Below are 14139 nucleotides of genomic sequence, written 5' to 3'. Positions count from 1 at the left end.
TGGCGACCGCCCCGACGTGCTCGTGGCCATGAACCCGGCCGCCCTCAAGACGAACCTTGGCGACCTGAAGCCGGGCGGTCTGCTCATCGTCGATAAGGACGAGTTCGAGCCCACCAACCTCAAGAAGGCGGCCTACGACAGCAACCCCCTCGAGGATGGCTCGCTCAATGGCTACCAGGTCGTCCCGATCTCCATCACCCGCCAGAATGAGTTGGCCCTCGAGGGGTTGCCGCTCAGCGCCAAGGACAAGTTCCGCTCCCGCAACTTCTACGCCCTCGGGCTGGTGCTCTGGCTCTATGGCCGCACCCTCGATACCACCATCAAATGGGCCACCCAGCAGTTCAGGCGCCGCCCGGATATCCTCGAGGCGAACCTGCGCGCCCTCCGCGCCGGTTACAACTTCGGCGAGACCACCGAGCTCTTCCGGGTGCAGTACCGCGTGCCCCCGGCCAAAGTCGCGCCCGGCACCTACCGCCACATCAGCGGTAACGAAGCCACCGCGCTCGGGTTCGTCGCCGCCTCGGTCCTGAGCGGCCTGCCGCTGTTCTACGGCAGCTATCCCATCACCCCGGCGAGCGACATCCTGCACGAGCTCTCCAAGCTCAAGCACTTCGGCGTCAAGACCTTCCAGGCCGAGGACGAAATCGCCGCCATCGGGGCGGCCATCGGCGCGGCCTACGGCGGCCACCTCGGGCTCACCGGCACCAGCGGCCCGGGCCTCGCCCTCAAGAGCGAGGCGCTCAACCTCGCCGTGATGACCGAGCTGCCGATCGTCGTTATCGATGTCCAGCGCGCCGGCCCCTCCACCGGCATGCCCACCAAGACCGAACAGGCCGACCTCCTGCAGGCGATGTTCGGGCGCAACGGCGATAGCTACGTCGCCATCGTCGCGCCGTGCACCCCCTCCGATTGCTTCTTCATGGCCATCGAGGCGTTCCGCATCGCCCTCAAGTACATGGTGCCGGTCGTCTTCCTGAGCGATGGCTACCTCGGCAACGGCTCCGAGCCGTGGCGCATCCCTAGCCTCGATGAGCTGCCGAAGATCGAATACCGCTACGCCGAGCCACAGCCCGGCAAGTTCAACCCCTACCAGCGCGACCCCAACACGCTCGCCCGCCCGTGGGCGATCCCGGGCCAGAAGGGCCTCGAACACCGCATCGGCGGCCTCGAAAAGTCCGGCGAGACCGGCGACATCAGCTACGACCCGCGCAACCACCACGAGATGACCCTCGCCCGCAAGGCGAAGGTCGACCGCATCCAGCAGGAGATCCCGCCGCTCACCGTGACCGGCCCCGAGGAGGGCGATCTCCTCGTCCTTGGCTGGGGCGGCACCTTCGGCGCCATCGCCAGCGCCTCCGAGAACGCCCGCAAGCGCGGCCTGAGCGTCGCCAACGCCCACCTGCGCTACCTCAACCCCTTCCCGGCGAACCTCGGCGAGGTGCTCAAGCGCTACCGCAAGGTGCTCATCCCCGAGCTCAACACCGGCCAGCTCGCCCTCCTCATCCGCGGGCGCTACCTGGTGGATGCCGTGAGCTTCAACAAGATCTCCGGCCAGCCGTTCAAGATCGCCGAGATCGAAGGCAAAATCGACGAAGTCCTCGGGCTTCGCGACGAATACGTGCTCGAGTTCACCCGCAGCGCCGGTGTGAGTGGAGGCTGACCATGACCGCACCAACCGCCCCCAATGACGGCATCATCTCGCCCGACCTCCCGGTGCTCACCCGGAAGGACTTCGTCTCCGACCAGGAAGTGCGCTGGTGCCCCGGCTGCGGCGACTACTCCATCCTCGCGCAGATGCAGAAGATGCTGCCGGAGCTCCACATCCCGCGCGAGAACATCGTCTTCATCAGCGGCATCGGCTGCTCCAGCCGCTTCCCCTACTACGTCAACACCTACGGCTTCCACACCATCCACGGCCGCGCCCTCACCATCGCGACCGGCCTCAAGACGGCCCGCCCCGAGCTCAAGGTCTTCGTCATCACCGGCGACGGCGACGGGCTGAGCATCGGCGGGAACCACCTCCTCCACGCCATGCGCCGCAACGTCGACCTCACGGTGGTGCTCTTCAACAACCGCATCTACGGCCTCACCAAGGGCCAGTACTCGCCCACCTCCGAGTTCGGCAAGATCACCAAGTCCTCGCCCTACGGCACCACCGAGCGGCCGCTGAACCCGATCCGCATCGCCCTCGCCGCCGGCGCGACCTTCGTGGCCCGCTCGGTCGACCGCGACACGAAGCACCTCGAGGAGATGCTCTACCTCGCGGCGAAGCACAAGGGCATCTCCTTCGTGGAGGTGTACCAGAACTGCAACATCTTCAACGATGGCGCCTTCGCGGCCTTCGCCGAGAAGGAGGTCCGCGCCGAGCGGATGGTCTACCTCGAGCACGGCAAGCCGCTGCGCTTCGGCAAGCAGAATGAGCACGGCATCCGCCTGAACGGGTTCACCCCGGAAATCGTGGAAAACGCCGAGAGCGACGAGGGCCTGCTCGTCCACGATGCGCACGCCGAGAACATCACCCTCGCCAACATCCTCGTGGGCATGGATTACCCCGACTTCCCGGTGCCCGTCGGCGTCTTCCGGGATATCGACAGCCCCACCTTCGATGGGCTCGTCCAGCAGCAGGTGGAAGAGGCCATGGCCAAGGGCCGCGGCTCGCTCGAGGATGCCCTCCGGGCCGGCGAAACCTGGGTGGTCGAATAACGCGGCGTCCCATCGTTCGTACAGTTCTGCTATCGTCGGGGTCTCCAGCTGGAGGCCCCGATGCCGTTCCACGCCGGACCAGGAGTGCAGGAGGTCGAATGTGACGCCCGAACCGGCCAACGTGGTCGTCTGCCCGAGCTGCGGCGCGGCCAACATCGAAGGCAGCGACAGCTGCGAACGCTGCCTGATGGACCTCACCAGCATCGATATCCCCGAGGCGGCCCAGGTGCTCAAGGAATCAGACCTGGCGCTGCCGATCAGCGCGCTGCGCCTCTCCAGGGCGGCGAAGGTGGCGCCGCAGGCCGCCATCCGCGAGGCCATCGACCTCATGCGCCGCGACCACGTCGGCGCGGTGGTGGTGGTCGAAGCCGGCAAGGCGGTCGGCATCTTCTCCGACCGCGATGTGCTGCGCCGGGTCGCCGCTGTGCCCGGAGCGCTCGACCAGCCCGTCGCGGCAGTCATGACGCCCGACCCGGTCGTCCTGCGCGAGGATGACATGGTGGCCGCCGCGCTCAACAAGATGGGCGTCGGGGGGTTCCGCCACATCCCGGTCGTCCGCGATGGCGAGCTGATCGGGATGCTGACCGGCCGCGATGTCCTCAACTGGGTGATGGGCCGCTACTTCGACTGAGCCGGTGGAATTGCCTGGGGGAATCGACCTATGCCCTTGGCCTATGGCTCGCGCCGGCGTATGCTCGTTCCATAGTCTGACCCTATCGCTGGGGAAGCAGCCATTATGGAGCTGGCACAGCTCGAAGCCTTCATCGCCGCCGCCGATTGCGGCAGCTTCAGCCGCGCCGCCGAGATCCTGAACGTCGCCCAGCCCTCGCTCAGCAACCGCATCCAGGCCCTCGAACGCGAAGTCGGCCAGCCGCTCTTCGAGCGCATGGGCCGCGGCGTGAAGCTCACCGATGCCGGCCGCTCCTTCCTCCCCTATGCCCAGCGGGTCATGCGCACCCTCAACGACGGCCTGATGATCCTCGAGGGCACGCGCGACGGCACCGCCGGCCGGCTCATGATCGGCACGGCCCCGGCGGTCGGGACGTATGTCCTTCCCCGGCTGCTCAAGGTGTTCTGCGATACCCACCCCGGCGTCGATGTGCTCGTTCGAACGGGCCACAGCGATGAGGTGCTCCAGCTCGTCCTCGATGACGATGTGCAGATCGGCCTCGGCCGCCCCATCAACCACCCGGATGTCCGCACCGTCGTGCTCTACCGCGACGAGCTGGTGCTGGTGGTCTCAGCCCAACACCGCTACGCCAAGCGGGGCTCGGTCCGCGTCGAAGACCTCGCCGAGGATTCGCTCATCCTTTTCGACCGCGATTCCGGCTACTACGGCATGATCATGGGCCTCTTCCGCGACCTCGGCGTGGTGCCCCACCAGCAGATGCAGCTCGACTCGATCGAGGCCACCAAGAAGATGGTCGAGGCGAACCTCGGCATCGCCCTCTTGCCCGAGGTCTCGGTGGAGCGGGAGATCCGGCTGGGCACGCTGCACAAGGTCCACATCGAAGCGGCCGAGCCGGTCCAGCGCGACATCGCCGTGATGTACCGCCGCAACAAGCCCCAGTCCGGCCCGATGGCCGGCTTCCTCGACCTGCTCGGCGAAATCTATGGCGTCCGCCTGCCACGCTAGGACCCCCCGGTGCTGATCGACCTCCACTGCCACACCGCCCCACGCTCAGCGTGCAGCGCGCTCGCGCCGGGGCGGCTCCTCGAGCTGGCCGCGGCCCGCGGGCTCGACGGCGTCTGCCTCACCGAGCACGACTGCGCCTGGGACCCCGCCGACCTCGCGGCCCTGCGGGAAGCCGCCCCCATCGCCGTGTTCCACGCGGTCGAACTCACCACCGACCTCGGGCACGTCCTGGCCTTCGGGCTCGAGCCCGGGGACTTCTCGGCGGAGGCAGCGAAGGTCGCGGAGGCCGCGGCCCGGCGGGGCGCCCTGCTCTTCCTCGCCCACCCCGCCCGCGACGGGCTCCTCCGGGTGACGCGCGAGACGATCGAGTACTTCGCTTCAGTGGAGGCGCTCAACGGCTCCGATTCGCGCCTGCAGAACATCGCTGCCTCGGGGCTTGCGCGGGGCTTTCGCCTGCCGGGCATCGGCGGCTCGGACGCCCACCAGGAAGGGGAAGTCGGGCGGGCGGCAACCCGCTTCGCGGCAGCCGTCCGAAGCGACGCGGAGCTGCTCGAGGCGCTCCGCTCCGGCGCCTACGAAGCGGTGCTGCTGGAGTAGCCCATCAGCCTTCGACCGGCTGGCCCATCCACGCCAGGGCGTGGCGGCGGTCGAACTCCTGGTGCAGGTTCAGGAGCGCGACGAAGTGCTCGAGGGCGTGCGCCAGGGCGCGCTCGGCCACCCAGGCGACATCGACCTCGGCGCCGTTCGGCCAGATGGCGGTCCGGGCCCACTGCTCGGGCGTGAGCGGCTTGAAGAACTCCACCGTCTGCTCGCGCGCCTTCATGAAGGCCTCGGCAAGCGCCTCGATATCGCCTTCCGGGCGGTAATCGTTGGCCATGTAGGCGTCCTGGTCCCAGCTTTCGAACCGGGGGCGGTCTTCGTTCAGCATCCGCGGGATGCGGGCATGGAACACGTTGGTCTCGGTGGCCAGGAGGTGGGCGACGTGCTGGTGCGGCGTCCAGCCGCCGGAGGGCGGGACCTCGAACTGCCAGCGGCGAACGAGCCCCGCGGCCCAGTCGACCCCCTTCACGCTCAGCTGGAGCCGCGCCATTAGCGTGGGGTCCGGGATGCGCCGTTCCATGGGCGCCACCTCCTGCGTCTCGGGGTTGCGGGTCGGCGGAATCGGGGAATGCCCGCGGCCTCGCCCTGTCTTCAGGGTACTAGCATGGGGGTATGGCGATCGACCCGGCCTCCGGGGGCGTGCCTTCGCCGCTGCACGTCCCGCTCTCCGAAGCAGGGCAGCACGCGAAAGCTATCCGTGGCGCGACCTTCATCCTGCCGGCTGCTCCCGCCCCGGCTCCGCCCCCTCCGACCGCGGGCCGGCGCGCCCCGGGCGGCGGCACTGCTCCTGCCGCCGCCGGCCGCGCCGACCCGTCTCTCGCGCATACGCCCATCGCGGCGCGGGAATCCGCGGCCGACCAGGACCGCTGGGATGCCCTGCTCAACCGGCTCGGCCAGAAGTACAACGTGCCTCCGCTCTTCCTCAAGGCGGTGATGCTTATCGAGAGCGGCGGACGCCCCGACGCGATCGGCGACAACGGCCACTCGGTGGGGCTCTTCCAGCTGCACGACCAGGGCTATGGCGCCGGCATGGGCGACCTCCGCTTCGACCCCGAGGCCAACGCTGACCGGGCGGCCCGCGGGCTGGCCGCCTCCTGGCAGGCGGTCACGCGCGCGGGCTACACCGGCGAGTACGCGGTCCGCGCCGCCTACGATGACACCTTCAACCCCGGCGGCGGCTTCGCGCACCAGGGCGATGCGCTCGTGCGGACCTACAACGAACTGCTCGCTCGCCAGGGGCTCCCTCCGCTTTCCTGAGCCGACCCGCTCCGCCCCGGTGGTATCATCGAACGCGAGGCGTGCTATCGCGCCCCGGACGGAGGTCCCTATGGTTACTGCCGGCTACATCGAGCGTTCGGTCACGGTCAATGGGCTCAAGCTCGCCTACCAGGAGTGGGGCAGCCCCTCCGCCCCGCCGATCGTGATGCTCCACGGCTTCGGCGTTTCCGGGCACATGTTCGACGAGTTCGCCGAGCGCATGCAGGACCGCTATCGCCTCCTCGCGCTCGACCAGCGCGGCCACGGCGACAGCGACTGGTCCGAGGAAGGCGACTACTCGCGGGACGCCTTTGTGGAAGACCTCGAGGGTTTCCGCAAGGCGCTCGGGCTGGAGCGGTTCATCCTCATAGGCCACAGCATGGGCGGGCTGAACGCGGTCGCCTACGTGAACCGCTACCCCGGCCATGCCACCGCCCTCGTGCTGGTCGATGTTGGCCCCGAGGCGGCGAAGGAGGGCGTCGACAATATCGTGCGCTTCACCCGCGGGCCCGATGAGCTCGAATTCGAGGAGTTCGTGCAGCTGGCCCACCGCTTCAACCCGCGGCGAACCCTCGAAAACATCCGCGAGCGGATGCGCCACCGCCTCAAGCCGACCGAGGGCGGCAAGTGGACCTGGAAGTTCGACCGGCGCTTCCGCCAGCCCGAGAGCGGCCTCATCGTCGGCTCGCAGCTCTCGACCGATGAGCTCTGGCAGCAGTTCCGCAACATCACCATCCCCACCCTGCTGGTGCGCGGCGCCGAGAGCGACGTCCTCTCGCGCGAGGTTGCCGAGCGCTGCGTGCAGGAGATGCCGGCGGCCCGGCTGGTGACCATCCCCGGCGCCGGCCACAGCGTCCCCGGCGACAATCCCGATGCCTTCACCGAGGCGGTCGCGACCTTCCTCGCGGAGGTCGAATCCGGGCAGTTCCCGCCGCCTCAGGCCAGTTCCCCGCCGCTGGACCAGCTTGCGGAGCAGCATGTACGCGGGGCGCGCCGCGGGCCCGGCCTCGCCGCGCTGGCGCTGGCGGGCGCCGCCGCGGTCCTGGCGGTCGCGGGGATCGGCTACCTCGTCCGAAAGGAGTCGGCGCGGCGCCGCCGGCGGTCGTCCGGGCCCCGCAGGGCGCTCGAGGCCGCCCGCCAGGCGCCCGTCCTGCCGCAGGCGGTCGACCTGGATCTCGCTCGCGAACGGGCCGCTGAGGCGCTTGCCCGGCTCGCTGAGGTGAGCGCGAACAGCGCGAAGCGTGCCCGCCGCCGACTCGATGAGGTGGACCTCTCCGCAGCCCGCGCGGCGGCCGCCGATGTGCTCGCCGCGCTCGGCCAGACCGGGAAGCAGGCCCCGGCGCTCGTCCGGGAGACGGCCCACCTGGTCGAATCGCGGGCCCGCCGCCGGAAGAGCCTCCCGCGCACGGGACTCGATGCCGCGCTCCGGTCGCTCCTGCCCGGTCGGCGCAAGCGGCGGCGCTCCGGACTGCTGGCCGCGCTCCGGGGATAGCCGGTGGGCAGCCCGCTTCGCTACACCGATACCGGGAGCGGCGGCCCGCCGCTGCTCTTCGTCCACGGCCTCGCCTGCGACCGGCGCGCCTGGGAGCCGCAGCTCGCCGATCTCTCCCGCGACCACCGCTGCATCAGCGTCGACCTGCGCGGCCGCGGCGAGACGCCGGCGACGCCGCCCTACGGCATGGCCACTGCTGCAGCCGACCTTGCCGCCCTCCTCGATGACCTCGGGCTGGAGCGGGTGGTCGTCATCGGGCACAGCCTCGGCGGGGTGATCGCCCTGCTGCTGAATGAGCTCGTCCCGGAGCGAGTCATGGGGGTGGTCGCCGGCGATTCGCCCATCTACGGCGAATGGAAGCCGGGGAGCAGCCAGCTCCCGGCGCGCATCCGCGAGCAGGGCACCGCGGCCGGCCTGGGGCCGATGGTCGAATCGTTCTTCGTCGAAGGGACCCCGGAGCCCGTGCGCCAGTACGTGCGCGGCGTAATGCTGAGCTGCCCGCCCGATATCGCGGCCGGCATGCTCGAGGATGCCGACGAAGTGTTCACGCGAATGGAAGCGCTCGTGCGGCTCGCCGATTCGAAGCCCTTCATGGCAATCTGGGCCGAACGCCCGCTCGGCCACCCGGCCTGGCTGCGCTCGGTCACGCGTTTCGCCCGCCAGGAGCCGGTCGCCGGCGCCGGGCACTTCTTCCAGCTCGAACGCCCCGACCTCACGAATGCCCTCATCCGCTCGTTTCTCGACGACGTGGCCAACGACCCGCGCCTCGCCGCGCGCTAACGGGTGGTAGGCCCAACCGGCGCGCGGCGGTAAGGTAGCAGCATGGCCGATTCCCGGACCCGCCGCGCAGCTCCCACCCGCAGGCGCGAAACGGTGGGCGCAAAGCGCGGGGGCTCGGCCTGGGCGCCGCGGTTCGCCGCTGCGCTGATCACGCTCGTCCTCGCGGTCGTGGTCTTTGTCGCCGTGGCTGCGGATTCCGCCCGCTCGCCGGGGCCGAATCCCGGGGGCGCGCCCGACGGCCAGGGCACCCCGGCCGAGACCGCAACCGCGACAACCCCCGCCGGCGAACCCAGTCCCACTGCCCCGCCGCCCACGGCCACCCCGACGGCCGGGCCCGATGGCACCGTGGTGGTGACCTGTGGCGATATCCTGGCCCCCGTCGACAAGGTTCACCGGCTGCCGGCCGATTGCGTCCCCCCCGACCTCGTGCAACTGCCGGCCTCGGCCAGCGCCGGTGGCGCCCAGTACCTCCGCCGCGAGGCCGCCGATGCCCTGCTGGCGATGTTCGATGCCGCCCGCGAGGACGGCTTCGAACTCCGCGTCAACAGCGCCTACCGCAGCTACGAAACCCAGGCCGCGACCTACAACTACTGGGTACAGGTCAACGGCCAGGCCTACGCCGACCGCACCAGCGCCCGCCCGGGCCACTCGGAACACCAGCTCGGCACTGCCGCCGATGTCGGCGCCCGCGGGCTCTTCCTCGAGGACTTCGCCGGCACCCCGGAGGCGGATTGGCTGGCGGAGAACGCCTGGAAGTTCGGCTTCGTGGTCAGCTACCCGGATGGCAAGGAGCACATCACCGGCTACGCCTACGAGCCCTGGCACGTGCGCTACGTCGGCCGGGACGTGGCCGAGGCGGTCCACCGCAGCGGGCTCACCCTGCGCGAGTACCTGCTCCAGCGCTGACGCTTGCCGCCCGCCCGCAGGGGTGCAACACTCCGGCGGCAACCATTTCAAGCCCCTGCAGGAGTTTCCATGGTCTCGCCTTCCCCCACGCCCGAGCTGCTCGTCGAATTCTCCGACCACATCCTGACGATCACCCTCAACCGGCCCGACCGCCTGAACGCCATCAGCGGCCCCATGCTCAGCGCACTGTCGAAAACGCTGCAGGAAGCCAACATCGATCCCGAGGTGCGCTGCGTCATCCTCACCGGCGCCGGGCGCGGCTTCTGCGCCGGCCTCGACCTCAAGGACCAGGCCGCCGGCGGCGATGGCGCCGTCCAACCCGGCCGCCGCGGCTACCAGCTGTTCGACCTCCACAATTCGCCGCCGATCGTCATCAACCGCATGGATAAGCCGATGATCTGCGCCCTCAACGGGGCCGCCGCCGGCTACGGCATGGACCTCGCGCTCGGCTGCGACATCCGCATCGCCAGCGAGCACGCCAAGATGGGCGCCGTGTTCGCCAAGCGCGGCGTGCTGCCGGAGAGCGGCGGCTGCTGGTATCTGCCGCGCCTGCTCGGCTGGGCGAAGGCGGCCGAGGTCGCGTTCCTCGGCGATGTGCTCGATGCCCAGCGCTCGCTCGAGCTCGGCCTGGTCAACCGGGTCGTCCCCCACGACCAGCTGATGACCGAAGCCCGCGCGTGGGCCACGAAGATCGCCAATAACGCCCCGCTCAGCGTCCAGGCGACGAAGCGGATGATGCGCCTCGGCATGGAAGAGACCTTCGAGGCCGCGGTCGACCACATCTACCTGCAGCTGCTGCCGCTCTTCCAGAGCGAGGACTTCAAGGAAGGGCTCGCCGCCTTCGCCGAGCGCCGCGAACCGGTCTTCAAGGGGCGCTGATCGCGGCCAGCAGCCGCGCGATATCCCGTGACGAACGCAGCCGCAGGCAGCGCCTGCCTGCGGACTGCCATTCGTCGAAGGCGCGTTCGAAGACCCGCCGGTTCGCCCGGTGCCGCACCATGTTATAGGTGATGAGCGAGCGGTGCTGGCTCCACAGGCAGAGCTGCCGCCAGAAGCTCTCCCGGCAGGTGCCCCAGAGCAGCTCGCGGCTGCGCCAGCGCCGCCACGACCGGCGGAGAACGCGCCAGGTCGTCACCGGCAGCGGCACATCGAGCCAGACCAGGGTATCCGCCGCGGGCCAGGTGACCTGCCGGGCCTGGCGGAGGTAGTTGCCCGCGCTCACCCACGCCTCCCCGCTGTGCGCCCCCACCAGCAGCCGACAGAACTCGTCGTCGGGCGGGCGCTGCCAGCCGGGCCGCCAGAAGAGCGCATCCAGTTCGATGAAGGGCACATTCAGGCGGCGGGCGAGCTCCGCGCCGAGGGTCGACTTGCCCGCGCAGCTCGGCCCGACGACCACGATCCGCCGGCCCACGGGCGGCGGCCGGCCGGGCCCGGGACCCGGGCCGCTCACAGGCGCTGGCGGAGCGATTCGGGCAGGTCGGCCGGGATTTCGCTCACCGGGCGGGTGGCCTGCGCGATGGTGATGTCGAAGAGGTCCCCCCAGGCGGCCTCGTAGTAGTCGCCCGGGCCCTCGTCCTCGGCTTCCCAGATGAGCACCACCTGCGGCTGGCCCTCCGGGGCGTTGACCCAGTACTCGCCGAGCACGTTGGCCTGCCGCGGGTGCTGGAACGTCTTCCGCCGCTCGAAGGCTTCCATGCCCTTCAGCAGGTTCGTGCCGGGCTTGAACGTAAAGAACGCGACGTAGAGCGGCACGGCCAGATTATAGCGGTCGGCGGCCCGTCATAGGCCGGGCGTTTGTTAGACTTTGCCAGCCGACGGGCCGCGAGCCCGCCGGGCGGAGGGACGCATGTATCGACGCATCCTCTCGGGCATCGTCGCCCAGGGCAAGACGCGCGAATTCCTCGAGGCGATGCGCATCGCCAACGAGTACCAGCTCGAACGCGGGGTCCGCGCGCGGACGGCCATCTGGGGCGCGATGACCGGGCGCAACAACGCGGTGCTCATCGCCGCCGACTTCAACACGCTCGAGGACCTGGAGCGCTGGACCGACATGGCGACCGAGGACGCCCGCTTCGCCCAGATCCGCCGGGCCGTGCGCACCCACATGGTCTACGACGACGCGAAGGTCTCCATCCACCGTCTCGCCTACCACTCCGAAGGGCTGATGACCTCGGAGGATGCCACGGCGCCGCGCAAGTTCATGCGCGTGCTCACCGGCGAGGTCCAGCCCGGGCACCACCGCGAGTTCGTGCTCTCCGTCTCGACGGCGCTCGAATACCAGAAGCAGCGCGGCATCGATGCGACCACCAGCGTCTGGAGCGCGATGACGGGCCACACGAGCGGCGTCTCCATCGTGGCGGAGTTCGATTCGCTGGCTGAGCTCGAGAAGTTCGACGAGATGGCCGTCACCGATGCGGAGTTTGCCCGGCTGCGGGCAGCCACTCGCGCCTCGATGGTCTTCCTCACCAGCGAAACGCACCTGATGCGCAACCTGATGTAGCGGCCTGCGGCGGGGATGCGGCAAGCCGGCCGGGCACGGCGAAGGGGAGGCCAAACGGCCTCCCCCCGTGCTCTCGGCGGTAGGTGCGACGGCCTAGCAGCAGGCGCGCGGCTGGCCGCTGCCGTCGGCGGTCTGGAAGCTGGAGCCGCAGGCGCAGCTCTTGACGGCGTTCGGGTTGTAGATGCTGAAGCCGCTCTTCATGATGTCGTCGACATAATCGATTTCGGCGCCCTGCAGGTACTGCGCGCTCTCGGGGTCGACGAGGATGCGGACGCCGAACTGCTCGATGACGATGTCGTCCTCTTCAGAGGAGCGGGCGAGCGCCATCCCGTACTGGTAGCCGGAGCAGCCGCCGCCGGCCACGAAGACGCGGAGCGCGCCGTTCGGCAGTTCGCGGGCTTCGAGCAGCGCCTTCGCCTTTTCTGCGGCCTTTTCGGTGATGTTGACGAGCGCAACCGACGCGCCGGGTTCGACGGACATGGGCGGGACCTCCATCTTGGTGGCAGGGAAGCCTCGGGCTCCGCACTGCGCTATCAAGATCATAGCTACTCACCGGGGGCGCGTCCACGCTCTGTTTTGCACGGCGGCCGGCCGGGCTCCACACTTCCGCTATGGAGTTCTCTGCGGCGCGCGGCCGGGCCGCAGCCCTCACGCCGCACCAGCGGGGGCTGGCCGCCATCCTTGGGGCCGCGGTCCTCTGGAGCACCGGGGGCCTCTTCATCAAGTGGGTCTCGCTGGATGCCCCCGGCGTCACCATGTGGCGCTCGCTGTTTGCGGCGCTCACCATCGCCGTGCTGGTGCGGCCCCGGCTTGAGATGCCCTGGCGCACCCCCCGCCTCACCTGGGGCATCGCCGTCGCCTACGCCCTCACGCTCGTCATGTTCGTCGCCGCCACGAAGCTCACGACCGCCGCCAACGCCATCTTCCTGCAGTACACCGCGCCGGTGTACCTGCTCTTCGCCGGCCCGATCTTCCTCAAGGAGCCAACGACCCGGCTCGACCTCGCCACGGTGGCGGTCGCCTTCGCCGGCATGGGCCTCTTCTTCGTCGGCCGGCTCGAAGGCGACGCGCTGGCGGGCAACGCCCTCGCCCTTGCCTCCGGCGTGACGCTCGCCGCCATGTTCCTGCTGCTGCGGGCGCCCGGCTGCTCCGCGGAAACGCGGCCCGCCGGGATGCTGCTCGGCAACCTGCTGCTGGTGGCCGCGCTGGCGATCGTCAACGCCGCCCGCGCCGAGCCGGGCCTGTTCGCGCCGTCCCTGCGCGACCTTGCGGGGCTCGTCTTCCTCGGCGTGGTCCAGATTGGCCTTGCCTACCTGCTGTTCGGGTACGGCATGGCGACCGTCGGCGCGCTCGAAGCTTCGCTCATCGGCCTGCTCGAGCCGGTGCTCAACCCGGTTTGGGTGCTGCTCTTCCTCGGCGAGCGGCCGGGGCGGTGGGCGGTGCTGGGCGGCGCCGTCATCATCGGAGCGGTCGCCGTGCGCACCGTGCTGGCCGAACGGCGCCGCCCGGCCGCCGTGTTGCACCCCGCGAACGCGCCATGACCGTCACGGTGGCCGGGGTGGTGGCTGCGCTCGAGCGGATGCACGGGCACCGGCCGTGGCACTGGTGGCCGCCGGCGTCGCCGTTCGAGATCTGCCTCGGGGCCATCCTCGTCCAGCGCACCACCTGGACCAACGCCGAGCGCGCGCTCGACGCGCTCCGCGCCCGCGGGCTGCTCGACCCCGAGGCGCTGGCGCGGCTCTCGGCGGCTGAGCTCGAAGACGCACTGCGGCCGGCGGGGCAGTTCCGTCAGAAGGCGCGCAAGGTCCGCGCGTTCCTCGCGACCTGCGAGGCGGCTGGCGGCTTCGACCGCCTGCTGGCGCTGCCCGCGCCGGAGCTCCGCGAGCGCCTGCTGGCCACGTGGGGCATCGGCCCGGAGACCGCCGACTGCATCGTCTGCTACGCGGCCGGCGACGAGGCGCTGGTGATCGACGCCTACACCGCCCGGCTGTTCCGCCGCCTAGGGATGGGACCCCTCCGCGACGGCTACGACGCGTGGCAGCAGTGGCTCCGGGGCGAGCTGGAGCGCCAGTTCGCGTCGGCTGGCCGTGCCCGCGCCTTCGGCCGGGTCCATGCGCTCATCGTGCTGCACGCCAAGCACCTTTGCCGGGCCCGCAACCCGGACTGCGGCGCCTGCGAACTCCGCCCCCGCTGCCGGTTCGCCGCCGGCATCCTCCGCAACGAAGAAGACCCGGCAGCCGCCGGGTCTTCGTGACGCGTCCTGGT

17 protein-coding genes are annotated in these 14139 nt (G+C 70.3%); 13 read left to right on the top strand and 4 right to left on the bottom strand.

Features of this window, described 5'->3' with window-relative positions; all coding sequences use genetic code 11:
- The 5 genes from VAE46_RS09945 to VAE46_RS09925 all read left to right on the top strand — a co-directional run.
- A partial coding sequence (locus VAE46_RS09945; RefSeq protein ID WP_322796781.1) for a 2-oxoacid:acceptor oxidoreductase subunit alpha occupies positions 1-1660 on the top strand: 1660 nt, incomplete at its 5' end.
- 2 nt (positions 1661-1662) lie between these two features.
- The gene (locus VAE46_RS09940; RefSeq protein WP_322796780.1) at positions 1663-2703 is read left to right on the top strand and encodes a 2-oxoacid:ferredoxin oxidoreductase subunit beta; all 1041 of its coding nucleotides are present in this window, start codon (positions 1663-1665) and stop codon (positions 2701-2703) included.
- Positions 2704-2803: 100 nt separating this feature from the next.
- Positions 2804-3334, top strand: a complete 531-nt coding sequence (locus VAE46_RS09935) for a cyclic nucleotide-binding/CBS domain-containing protein (RefSeq protein ID WP_322796779.1) — start codon at positions 2804-2806, stop codon at positions 3332-3334.
- Between the two features lie 105 nt (positions 3335-3439).
- Positions 3440-4339 (top strand): LysR family transcriptional regulator, encoded by a 900-nt coding sequence (locus VAE46_RS09930; protein ID WP_322796778.1) that lies wholly within the window; start codon positions 3440-3442, stop codon positions 4337-4339.
- Positions 4340-4348: 9 nt separating this feature from the next.
- Positions 4349-4936, top strand: a complete 588-nt coding sequence (locus tag VAE46_RS09925; RefSeq protein ID WP_322796777.1) for a CehA/McbA family metallohydrolase — start codon at positions 4349-4351, stop codon at positions 4934-4936.
- Positions 4937-4940: 4 nt separating this feature from the next.
- Here the strand turns inward: VAE46_RS09925 and VAE46_RS09920 are convergent, their stop codons facing one another.
- Positions 4941-5459 carry a DinB family protein gene (locus VAE46_RS09920; RefSeq protein ID WP_322796776.1) on the bottom strand — a complete coding sequence of 173 codons (519 nt, stop codon included), beginning with the start codon at positions 5457-5459 and terminating at the stop codon, positions 4941-4943.
- Between the two features lie 92 nt (positions 5460-5551).
- On the opposite strand from VAE46_RS09920, the gene VAE46_RS09915 reads away from it, so the two are divergent.
- The 5 genes from VAE46_RS09915 to VAE46_RS09895 all read left to right on the top strand — a co-directional run bounded on the left by VAE46_RS09915 (position 5552) and on the right by VAE46_RS09895 (position 10253).
- On the top strand, positions 5552-6196 hold the full coding sequence (locus tag VAE46_RS09915) for a transglycosylase SLT domain-containing protein (RefSeq protein ID WP_322796775.1): 645 nt from the start codon (positions 5552-5554) through the stop codon (positions 6194-6196).
- A gap of 70 nt (positions 6197-6266) precedes the next feature.
- Entirely contained in the window at positions 6267-7688 is a 1422-nt protein-coding gene (locus tag VAE46_RS09910; protein WP_322796774.1) for an alpha/beta hydrolase, read from the top strand.
- A 3-nt stretch (positions 7689-7691) separates the two neighbouring features.
- Positions 7692-8468 carry an alpha/beta hydrolase gene (locus VAE46_RS09905; RefSeq protein WP_322796773.1) on the top strand — a complete coding sequence of 259 codons (777 nt, stop codon included), beginning with the start codon at positions 7692-7694 and terminating at the stop codon, positions 8466-8468.
- 42 nt (positions 8469-8510) lie between these two features.
- The gene (locus tag VAE46_RS09900) at positions 8511-9374 is read left to right on the top strand and encodes a M15 family metallopeptidase (RefSeq protein ID WP_322796772.1); all 864 of its coding nucleotides are present in this window, start codon (positions 8511-8513) and stop codon (positions 9372-9374) included.
- A 69-nt stretch (positions 9375-9443) separates the two neighbouring features.
- A complete protein-coding gene (locus VAE46_RS09895; RefSeq protein ID WP_322796771.1) occupies positions 9444-10253 on the top strand; it encodes an enoyl-CoA hydratase in 810 nt (269 codons plus the stop codon).
- Here VAE46_RS09895 and VAE46_RS09890 read toward each other — a convergent pair.
- Together VAE46_RS09890 and VAE46_RS09885 are read right to left on the bottom strand one after the other, a co-directional pair.
- Positions 10240-10770: a shikimate kinase gene (locus VAE46_RS09890; protein ID WP_322796770.1), complete on the bottom strand. Its 531-nt coding sequence runs from the start codon at positions 10768-10770 to the stop codon at positions 10240-10242. The genes VAE46_RS09895 and VAE46_RS09890 overlap by 14 nt on opposite strands.
- A gap of 50 nt (positions 10771-10820) precedes the next feature.
- Positions 10821-11126: a hypothetical protein gene (locus VAE46_RS09885; RefSeq protein WP_322796769.1), complete on the bottom strand. Its 306-nt coding sequence runs from the start codon at positions 11124-11126 to the stop codon at positions 10821-10823.
- A gap of 94 nt (positions 11127-11220) precedes the next feature.
- Between VAE46_RS09885 and VAE46_RS09880 the strand changes: the two genes are divergently transcribed.
- Positions 11221-11874 (top strand): hypothetical protein, encoded by a 654-nt coding sequence (locus tag VAE46_RS09880; protein ID WP_322796768.1) that lies wholly within the window; start codon positions 11221-11223, stop codon positions 11872-11874.
- A gap of 93 nt (positions 11875-11967) precedes the next feature.
- Here the strand turns inward: VAE46_RS09880 and erpA are convergent, their stop codons facing one another.
- Positions 11968-12354: an iron-sulfur cluster insertion protein ErpA gene (erpA, locus tag VAE46_RS09875; protein WP_322796767.1), complete on the bottom strand. Its 387-nt coding sequence runs from the start codon at positions 12352-12354 to the stop codon at positions 11968-11970.
- 131 nt (positions 12355-12485) lie between these two features.
- Here erpA and VAE46_RS09870 point away from each other — a divergent pair, with 131 nt between their 5' ends.
- Both VAE46_RS09870 and VAE46_RS09865 read left to right on the top strand, forming a co-directional pair.
- The gene (locus VAE46_RS09870) at positions 12486-13415 is read left to right on the top strand and encodes a DMT family transporter (protein ID WP_322796766.1); all 930 of its coding nucleotides are present in this window, start codon (positions 12486-12488) and stop codon (positions 13413-13415) included.
- On the top strand, positions 13412-14128 hold the full coding sequence (locus VAE46_RS09865; RefSeq protein ID WP_322796765.1) for a hypothetical protein: 717 nt from the start codon (positions 13412-13414) through the stop codon (positions 14126-14128). Before VAE46_RS09870 ends, VAE46_RS09865 begins: the two co-directional genes overlap by 4 nt.
- The last annotated feature ends 11 nt before the right edge of the window (positions 14129-14139 follow it).

This window comes from Tepidiforma sp., from assembly GCF_034433535.1.
Classification (GTDB): Bacteria; Chloroflexota; Dehalococcoidia; order Tepidiformales; family Tepidiformaceae; genus Tepidiforma.
The sequence above is the reverse complement of the archived record's forward strand: the minus strand, read 5'-3'. Positions and strand labels throughout refer to the sequence as shown.

Excerpts from the sequence above, each read along its gene's own strand:
- VAE46_RS09900 (WP_322796772.1), top strand. The coding sequence starts at position 8,511 with ATGGCCGATTCCCGGACCCGCCGCGCAGCTCCCACCCGCAGGCGCGAA.
- VAE46_RS09895 (WP_322796771.1), top strand. The coding sequence starts at position 9,444 with ATGGTCTCGCCTTCCCCCACGCCCGAGCTGCTCGTCGAATTCTCCGAC.
- VAE46_RS09920 (WP_322796776.1), bottom strand. The coding sequence starts at position 5,459 with ATGGAACGGCGCATCCCGGACCCCACGCTAATGGCGCGGCTCCAGCTG.
- VAE46_RS09930 (WP_322796778.1), top strand. The coding sequence starts at position 3,440 with ATGGAGCTGGCACAGCTCGAAGCCTTCATCGCCGCCGCCGATTGCGGC.
- VAE46_RS09910 (WP_322796774.1), top strand. The coding sequence starts at position 6,267 with ATGGTTACTGCCGGCTACATCGAGCGTTCGGTCACGGTCAATGGGCTC.
- erpA (WP_322796767.1), bottom strand. The coding sequence starts at position 12,354 with ATGTCCGTCGAACCCGGCGCGTCGGTTGCGCTCGTCAACATCACCGAA.
- VAE46_RS09940 (WP_322796780.1), top strand. The coding sequence starts at position 1,663 with ATGACCGCACCAACCGCCCCCAATGACGGCATCATCTCGCCCGACCTC.
- VAE46_RS09880 (WP_322796768.1), top strand. The coding sequence starts at position 11,221 with ATGTATCGACGCATCCTCTCGGGCATCGTCGCCCAGGGCAAGACGCGC.
- VAE46_RS09870 (WP_322796766.1), top strand. The coding sequence starts at position 12,486 with ATGGAGTTCTCTGCGGCGCGCGGCCGGGCCGCAGCCCTCACGCCGCAC.
- VAE46_RS09865 (WP_322796765.1), top strand. The coding sequence starts at position 13,412 with ATGACCGTCACGGTGGCCGGGGTGGTGGCTGCGCTCGAGCGGATGCAC.
- VAE46_RS09915 (WP_322796775.1), top strand. The coding sequence starts at position 5,552 with ATGGCGATCGACCCGGCCTCCGGGGGCGTGCCTTCGCCGCTGCACGTC.